The sequence below is a fragment of the Photobacterium sp. OFAV2-7 genome (genome assembly GCF_022347985.1).
In the GTDB taxonomy this organism is placed as follows: domain Bacteria; phylum Pseudomonadota; class Gammaproteobacteria; order Enterobacterales; family Vibrionaceae; genus Photobacterium.
Genome location: NZ_JAKRFQ010000669.1, coordinates 1 through 3,014, shown reverse-complemented (window position 1 = coordinate 3,014; position 3,014 = coordinate 1). Strand labels below are relative to the sequence as shown.

Sequence of the window (3,014 nt, the reverse complement as noted above, 5' to 3'; positions counted from 1 at the left end):
CTCATCGAAATGAGCTTTTTTATGGTATTTATTTGTCTTCTAACCGCCCTTCAGCCAGCGCTTCGGCCGTGGCATCTTCTACTGCCATAAAAAGATAATCAACGTCACCTTTTGGCGATGTCATCGGGTTCAACGTAACGTTTTGGTACATAAATGGCGCTTGCTGAGTGATTGGCCTGACATTACGGCACTTAAACAGGTAGGGGCGCTGACGCCAGATCAAAAAGCTCCGACACCCTAGCTCAAACACAGGTTTGGATTTTGCGGTAAACCACTCAGACGGGATCTCGGGAAATACCTCAAATAAGTTCTTTCCGATCGCCTCATGCGCCTGTTTGCCGCTATGGTGGATCATGAATCCGTTCCAGACATGAATGGTAAAGTCTTTATCCAGTACGACAAGGCCAACATCAACATGCTGCACCATATCTACCATCCAATGAAATTGTTCAAATTCAGCAGGTAAAGAAAACATGGCCTAGTCCTCATCCATCAAGTAAGACAATTTGTTATCAAGTAAAGGAAGTGACTCGTCAACAAACATCAGCAACAAATCACATTTAATTGATGTATTCTCAATCCCGTAGCTGACTTCAAATGTCATCGTTCTACGCCAATTACCTTCAGTCTGCGCTATCATCCTCTCAATAGGCATATGTTGGCCCAAGAGCACTGGGTGGCTCTGAAAGAACTTCACCTCGGCCTGCTGGCCTAATCCCTTCAGGAACGAACCAACCAGGATATTACTGACATCCATTAGCAGTTCCAGCTCAGAGTCTCCTCCTTCATCTACCGGATACTTCATCATTGCCATCAGATCTTTTACGCTGGAATCACTTAGCAACACAAGTGCTTCACCGGCAATACCCTCACCGCTGAATCCCTGACAAATGCCTGACATCGTACTATTACTGGCTAGGTGACGCATTGTCATATGAAGCTCACTAACTTCAAAGACATTGACGTTTGGCAGAGGCAAATTAACAAACACGTCAAAGTGGCGTGCCAACGAATCTGCAGCCCGGCCAATTGCCACGTTGGCCACCTCAAGGTAAACATCACGACGTCGGAGAGCAGGCGTGGTCACTCTCTGAATCACCGTGTCAAATGCGACAGGCTCAGAAGGTGCCAGCTCTTTGAGGAATGTTTTCAAGAAGGCTTTGTCGACAGGCTTTTTCAGAAACTCTATCGCACCAAGCGCCTTCACTCGTGCCTGTGCTTGTGGCTGGATATCCCCCGACACCACAATCACTTTAATATCGATTCCTTGCTGCTGAATTGCCTCCAATGTCTGGTATCCGTCCATTTCCGGCATGGTCAGATCCAGGAACATCAGGTCAAACTTTTCTTTCTTAAGGCGCTGCAAGGCTTCCAAACCGTTAACAGCAAAAGTAACTTCAGCATTCAGGAAGGCCGGTAAGGCCCTTGCCATCTGCTTTCGAGCTAATGCCGAGTCATCACAAATCAAAATTGAAGTAGCCATGCGTGCTCCTCGCGCTTCTTATGTGTTGGAGCGCTGCTATATATTCTTTTTAATAAATAATCTTCTTGATGATAACAGTAGAAGCGCTATCGGTCTGCTGAAATATGCCATCACCACCTATTTATAAACATCTTTATATCATCAAACATGTGACACCGTCACAGTCAAATTGATATAGTCGTCATTAATCACTCATGGCTACTTTCACCGTGAGCATAATATTTACAATGTAAATATTGCTCTTAAGGTAATGATTTACCTAATCCACACAGAGTAAGTGTTTTAAACACGATCAAGGCAACGTAGAATGCTAACCATTATCACGATATGACTTAAATGGCCTAATCAGCATATTATGAATGTTCATGGTTTCCACCACACCGATGATGATCACCCTATTAAGGTTGGCGTGATCGGTGGAGGTATCGCTGGATCAACAATAGCCCTTCGCTTGGCTGAACTTGGTATTCAGGTTGAGATATTTGAAGAAGGCAAAAGCCTGGTAAATGGTCCACCAATTTGTCATTTACATGCTGGCGGAAATCTTTACCGAGAGATTTCAGATCAGCAATGCCTCACCCTGCTCAAAGAATCGATCGATACACTTCGGGTATTTCCCAAAACAGCCAATATCCGCCCAACCGTTATTGCCGTCCCACAGCGAGATCCCGGTGATCCCGAAGCGTTGATCCCACGTTTGAGCTTACTTCAGGGTACCTATCATCAGCTCGTTAAAGCGGATAGCCGTAATCAGGTTCTCGGTGCTCCTGACCATTACTACAAACTCTACTACCGTAATGAACTAGAACAGCTTGCCCGTGCATCTATCCCCGCCGAACCGGGTTCGCTTGATGACTGGATGATCCCAGTCGCGAAGAACATTGATTTAAATAGGTTCAAGTTTCCGCTGATCCTCGTACAAGAATATGGACTTAGCGTCTTTCGGTTGGCGGCGACGGCTAACCTCGCCCTTGAACAGCTAGCCTCGTGCAAGGTCAATACACGCTCTACGGTTATAGACATCCAACAAAGCCATGAGTCTGGCAACTGGACAGTAACCCATCAGCAGTTTGATCCGACAATAGACGATCACATCACCCATTCAGTTAATGTCGATTACTTGATCAATGCCTGTGGCTACCGAACCGGTACGCTGGACAATTGGGCGAACTTACCCCGACACCGTATGATTGAGTTCAAGGCGGCCTACGTGACCCATTGGGCTGAATGTCAAGGCGTGTGGCCGGAAGTGATTTTCCATGGCGAGCGGGGCACACCGAATGGCATGGCACAACTAACACCCTACCCTGACGGTTTCTTCCAGCTTCACGGCATGACTGAAGACATAACGCTATTCCGTCAAGGGTTGGCCAAGAGCACAGCGGACAATGCCCAGCCAGCGTTGGGAGCATCTTTCATTACAAAACTCAAGCAGGGCTGGACTAACTCAGATATAGACACACGAACCGACAGGGCGATTTCACATATGGCGCAGTTTGTGCCCGCCTACCAGACGGCGACTGTCGGTGGA

Annotated in this window: 3 protein-coding genes; 1 reads left to right on the top strand and 2 read right to left on the bottom strand. The window is 46.9% G+C overall.

Annotation, left to right across the window (positions count from 1 at the left end; all coding sequences use genetic code 11):
* Positions 1 to 28 precede the first annotated feature (28 nt).
* Together MHN01_RS22770 and MHN01_RS22765 are read right to left on the bottom strand one after the other, a co-directional pair.
* Positions 29 to 475 (bottom strand): PAS domain-containing protein, encoded by a 447-nt coding sequence (locus tag MHN01_RS22770; RefSeq protein WP_160650930.1) that lies wholly within the window; start codon positions 473 to 475, stop codon positions 29 to 31.
* Positions 476 to 478: 3 nt separating this feature from the next.
* The gene (locus MHN01_RS22765) at positions 479 to 1,483 is read right to left on the bottom strand and encodes a response regulator (protein WP_239413626.1); all 1,005 of its coding nucleotides are present in this window, start codon (positions 1,481 to 1,483) and stop codon (positions 479 to 481) included.
* 355 nt (positions 1,484 to 1,838) lie between these two features.
* Here MHN01_RS22765 and MHN01_RS22760 point away from each other — a divergent pair.
* Positions 1,839 to 3,014: NAD(P)-binding protein (locus tag MHN01_RS22760; RefSeq protein WP_239413624.1), on the top strand; the 1,176-nt coding region annotated here is incomplete at its 3' end.

Excerpts from the sequence above, each read along its gene's own strand:
- MHN01_RS22770 (WP_160650930.1), bottom strand. The coding sequence starts at position 475 with ATGTTTTCTTTACCTGCTGAATTTGAACAATTTCATTGGATGGTAGAT.
- MHN01_RS22765 (WP_239413626.1), bottom strand. The coding sequence starts at position 1,483 with ATGGCTACTTCAATTTTGATTTGTGATGACTCGGCATTAGCTCGAAAG.